Source organism: Cytophagales bacterium (assembly GCA_019456305.1).
Lineage (GTDB): Bacteria > Bacteroidota > Bacteroidia > Cytophagales > VRUD01 > VRUD01.
The window spans coordinates 1-4,996 of record VRUD01000136.1 but is presented as its reverse complement, the minus strand read 5'-3'; the positions used below and the strand labels follow the sequence as shown (position 1 = coordinate 4,996).

Sequence of the window (4,996 nt, the reverse complement as noted above, 5' to 3'; positions counted from 1 at the left end):
TAGTATGACATTATTACAGGAAAATAGAAAATCCTGTAAATATGTCTTAAAATAGGTACTTCTCCCTGTTTGGCACAAGAAATGCAGACAAAGTTGCATCTCATTAAGCTTTTAAAAAAAGTTGCTTTCAAAAAATTATTTATGGTTTTTTAATAAATTATTTAATTTTTGTAATTTTTATTGTATCTTTGCACCCGCAAAAAAATATGAAGCGGCACTGCTCAAAAATGTAATTAATTAACTTCAATTTAAATTCTAAAAAAAAATGGCAAAAAAAGTAAGTATCATGCCTTTAGCCGACAGGGTGTTGGTTGAAGCATCTCCTGCTGAAGAAAAAACCACAGGAGGCATCATTATTCCCGACACTGCTAAAGAAAAACCTCAAAAAGGTGAGGTCATAGCAGTTGGTTCAGGCAAACCTGATGAACCAATGACGGTAAAAGTTGGTGATCAGATCCTATATGGTAAATACACAGGAACTGATATCACCGTTGATGATAAGGACTACCTGATAATGAGGGAGTCTGACATTTTCGCAATTATTTAACCTTATCTCCCGGGGTAACTTGGGAGACCAACTAAAATTATTATTATTATGGCAAAAAATATTTTATTCAACACAGAAGGCAGGGAACAGCTTAAAAAAGGTGTAGACATCTTAGCTGACACTGTCAAGGTTACATTAGGTCCAAAAGGACGAAATGTAATATTAGATAAAAAATTCGGGGCGCCTGCAATTTCCAAAGACGGAGTAACCGTTGCAAAGGAAATTGAATTACAAGACCCGATTGAAAACATGGGCGCTCAATTATTGAAAGAAGTAGCTTCAAAAACCGCTGATACAGCAGGTGATGGTACTACTACTGCTACCGTACTGGCACAGGCATTATTCAATACAGGAATCAAAAACGTTGCCGCTGGAGCAAATCCAATGGATTTAAAACGTGGTATTGACAAAGCTGTTACAGAAGTTGTTGCGAATTTAAAAAAGCAATCAAAAAAGATCAGCGAATCAAATGAGATCTCGCAGGTAGCTACAATTTCTGCTAATAATGACCATGAAATAGGCGCTATGGTTGCCAAAGCCATGGATGAAGTAGGTAAAGATGGCGTGATCACTGTTGAAGAAGCAAAGGGAACAGAAACAGAAGTTATAACTGTGGAAGGCATGCAATTCGACAGGGGATACCTTTCTCCTTACTTTGTTACCAATACCGAAAAAATGGAAGCTATATTAGAGAATCCTTACGTCTTAATTCACGACAAGAAGATCTCAAATATGAAAGATCTGCTTCCTATCCTTGAGAAGGCTGCCCAGGGTGGAAACCCTCTTTTAATTATTGCAGAAGACATTGATGGTGAAGCATTAGCTACGCTGGTCGTAAATAAGATCAGAGGATCACTCAAAATCGCTGCTGTAAAGGCTCCCGGTTTTGGCGATAGAAGAAAGGAAATGCTTGAAGACATCGCTGTATTGACCGGAGCTACCATGGTATCTGAAGAAACAGGTTATAAATTAGAAGATACCACTTTAGATTCTTTAGGGGGCGCTGAAAAAATTATCATTGATAAGGATAATACTACGATCGTAAAAGGTAACGGAAGTAAATCAGATATTGAGGGCAGGATCAACCAGATCAAATCTCAAATAGAAAATACTACTTCTGATTATGACAAAGAAAAGCTGCAGGAAAGATTAGCTAAACTCTCAGGAGGCGTTGCTATTCTTTATGTAGGCGCTGCTACAGAAGTAGAAATGAAGGAGAAAAAAGACCGTGTTGATGATGCTTTAAATGCAACAAGAGCAGCGGTTGAAGAAGGTGTTGTTACCGGTGGCGGTGTGGCATTCATAAGAGCTATTGATGCACTTGAAAATATAAAGACTGACAATGAAGATCAGGTTACAGGTGTAAACATAGTGAAAACTGCTCTTGAATCTCCCTTGAGGATCATCGTTGAAAATGCAGGTAAAGAAGGTTCTGTGATAGCACAGAAAGTTCGTGAAAAAGAAGGAAGCTTCGGTTACAACGCAAGCACAAACAAATTTGAAGACCTTGATAAAGCAGGCGTTATTGACCCAACAAAAGTAACACGCCTGGCATTAGAAAACGCAGCTTCTATTGCATCAATGTTATTAACAACTGAAGCAGTTGTTGCTGAAGAACCGGAAAAAGAAACTGCTATGCCTCCTATGCCTGGAAATGGCGGAATGGGCGGTATGATGTAATTTGATCAGCAGTATATTTAATAAAAAATCCCTCCCGGTAACAGGAGGGATTTTTTTTAAATCATAATTAAATTGTAATATTTATACTTTTTTTTTAATTTTGCCAGCTTCGGTAGATATTAATAACCCGATGCCAATATTCTAATTAAATAAAAAATGATAAATCAACAACTTGTAAACGATTGGGGATACGAAGAATTCGTAATTTATCTATATTTGTGTGTTGCAGATGCCGATTATAACCTTAAAAAAGGTGAGCTTGACCTATTGCTGGAAAAAGTAATGTTTACTTTAGACGGCCCTCGTATCAGGTATGAAAGTAAATTAGATAAAGTCCTTCTTGAATTTACGCAGCATAATGATAATGATAAAATACAGGTAATTAATGAAAAGGCTAAGATCTGTAAAATGTCAGAATCAGAAAAAATTATAGAAGACCTGGGAAGTGCTATGAAACAAGACCATATGCACAAATCAGTAGAAATGATTATGTTTAGATTTATCAGAAAAACTTTAAACAGAATTAGTTCTGATTGAAGATTATTGATCCCGGGTTACTCCCCCCGAGTGCTCGGGGGAATGATAATCGGGGAAGATTTAGGATTTAAGAATAACCATTAATATTATGGGAAAACAACTAAACGATTGGAAGCTTGAACATTTTGTAACGTACTTGTATGTGTGTATTGCCAAGGCAGACTATAATCTTGTAGATGAAGAGATCGTGGAAATCTACAAAAAACTGAAAAGATTCCATGAAGATGAAGAAATAAATAAAAAATTATTACAGGAAGTCTTAAGGGTATATGCTTTTCATTCTGATAGCGAGATCATTCAGTTCATTAAAACAAATTGTCCTAAATACTGCGAGACAGAGGAAGAAAAAAAGAAATTAATTAAAGACCTGGAAGACATTATGGAAGCAGATGGGATCGTTAAAGATGTTGAAATGGTGATGTACCGATATATTAAGAAAGTATTAAATTCCAGATTTATTCAAAATACATAATAAGATCGAAGATGGAAGATGTTGGATATTGGATATTAGATATGAGCATCTATATAGCTGTCCAACAACATCCAATATCTAATATCATTTTTTTCAACTACCAAAACAAAGGTACATCTTTTTCAAGAAACTTTTTAGTATAATTGGCGGTGTACCATTTCCTGGTCGCTTTCATAGCGTCTATATAAAGCCAGTCAAGTACAGGCTCATCATCTGTTAAAACCTCATCTTTCCATAACCTGAGATTTTCATAATCATAAAAATAATGCTCAATACGGCCGTTTATATTGTGAAGATAATTAGGATTTGCTTTTACTTTGAATTCTAAAGGTTCAAAACTGCCTGATATTAATACATTATCTACATGAGGTACCTGGAGAATATTTGTTTCCAGACCGCTTTTATCAAATGTCTTCAAAACAGACCTTACACCTTTGCCTTTCTCCCCTTCAATTTGTCCGATCAAATTGACAATGATAGCGCCATTTGGATTTAATATGCTTTGAACCTCTTTAATACTCTCCTTTGTGAAAACATGTGTTGGAGGACTTTCACCTTTAAAAACATCAAAAACAACCAGATCATATTTGTTTTCTGTTGTTTTTAAAAAATGCCTGGCATCATCAATAATAAAGTTGGTGCGTTTATTATCAATGCCTGCCTTCTTTTGTAGAGACGTTGCATGCAACGTCTCTACAAAAGAAGGCAGGTCATTCAAAAAATATTTGTTAGCGGCATATACTATCCGTTTATCTAACTCACATATATCTACTGAAAACCCAAGATTGGTAAATTCTCTTACGAGGTTACCGCCACCAAGCCCCAATAATAAAACCCTGGAGCCGGGTTGATAAATGGAAACAAGCGCATTCATGTATTTTATATAATCCGATATCACCGGTTGCTTTGTTTCCAGGTCTATGACCGTCTGTGCCATTCTGTTGATGTATATGCTTCTTACATATTTTTTATTCTCAAATGAATTTCGGGCTGTATTGTTAACATAATCACAAACCATCACCTGGCCAAGCAGCCCTTCGGAATAATAGTGCACCTTAATTTCATCGTGATTCCCACTTCTTAATGGCGCCGGTTGTATCACCTTGAAGAAGAATATGAGAACTACAAAAAATATATAGGTTAATGACAAATACTTTCTGTTCACTAATAAAAAATAAATTGGTATCATAGCAAGTATGATAGAAACAGCTATGACAGGAATAGTGAGGCCAAAACGGGGAATTATATAAAATCCCATAAAAAAAGCGGATGTTATTCCACCGATTGTAGAAATTGCATATACATTGCCGGCTTTTTCCCCAACGGTTTCAACACTTCCTGACCATATACCGATTATCATTGACGGAACCATCCCTAAGAACAATAATGACGGAAACAGCACTGAAATGCTGATAATGACAACACTAAAAATAATATCGCTGTCTATGAAAACTTCAGTTAAATGATTTAGAATGGCCGGTATGAATAAGATCACGGAAGCAGCAGCTAATAATACATAAAATAGTTGGTTAAGATCCTTATACTTATCAATTAAAATCCCTCCCATAAAATATCCCACGCTCAAGCCTGTGATAGTTATGCCGATCACCGTTGTCCACACATATATGGAATCACCATACACAGGCGCCAGCATTTTAGCAACAATAAGCTCAACTGCCAACACCGCAGCGCCTTCTAAGAATGAAAGCGTTAGTAAGATATATGGTGGGAGTTTCATAATTGGATGTTGGATATTGCCC

5 protein-coding genes are annotated in these 4,996 nt (G+C 36.2%); 4 read left to right on the top strand and 1 reads right to left on the bottom strand.

Annotation, left to right across the window (positions count from 1 at the left end; translation table 11 throughout):
- Positions 1–265: 265 nt before the first annotated feature.
- The 4 genes from FVQ77_17205 (at position 266) to FVQ77_17190 (ending at position 3,236) form a co-directional block, all read left to right on the top strand.
- The gene (locus FVQ77_17205) at positions 266–547 is read left to right on the top strand and encodes a co-chaperone GroES (GenBank protein ID MBW8052041.1); all 282 of its coding nucleotides are present in this window, start codon (positions 266–268) and stop codon (positions 545–547) included.
- Between the two features lie 48 nt (positions 548–595).
- A complete protein-coding gene (groL, locus tag FVQ77_17200; GenBank protein MBW8052040.1) occupies positions 596–2,227 on the top strand; it encodes a chaperonin GroEL in 1,632 nt (543 codons plus the stop codon).
- 156 nt (positions 2,228–2,383) lie between these two features.
- A complete protein-coding gene (locus FVQ77_17195) occupies positions 2,384–2,764 on the top strand; it encodes a hypothetical protein (GenBank protein MBW8052039.1) in 381 nt (126 codons plus the stop codon).
- A gap of 88 nt (positions 2,765–2,852) precedes the next feature.
- Entirely contained in the window at positions 2,853–3,236 is a 384-nt protein-coding gene (locus tag FVQ77_17190; protein MBW8052038.1) for a hypothetical protein, read from the top strand.
- Between the two features lie 97 nt (positions 3,237–3,333).
- Here the strand turns inward: FVQ77_17190 and FVQ77_17185 are convergent, their stop codons facing one another.
- Entirely contained in the window at positions 3,334–4,974 is a 1,641-nt protein-coding gene (locus FVQ77_17185) for a hypothetical protein (GenBank protein MBW8052037.1), read from the bottom strand.
- Between the last annotated feature and the right edge of the window lie 22 nt (positions 4,975–4,996).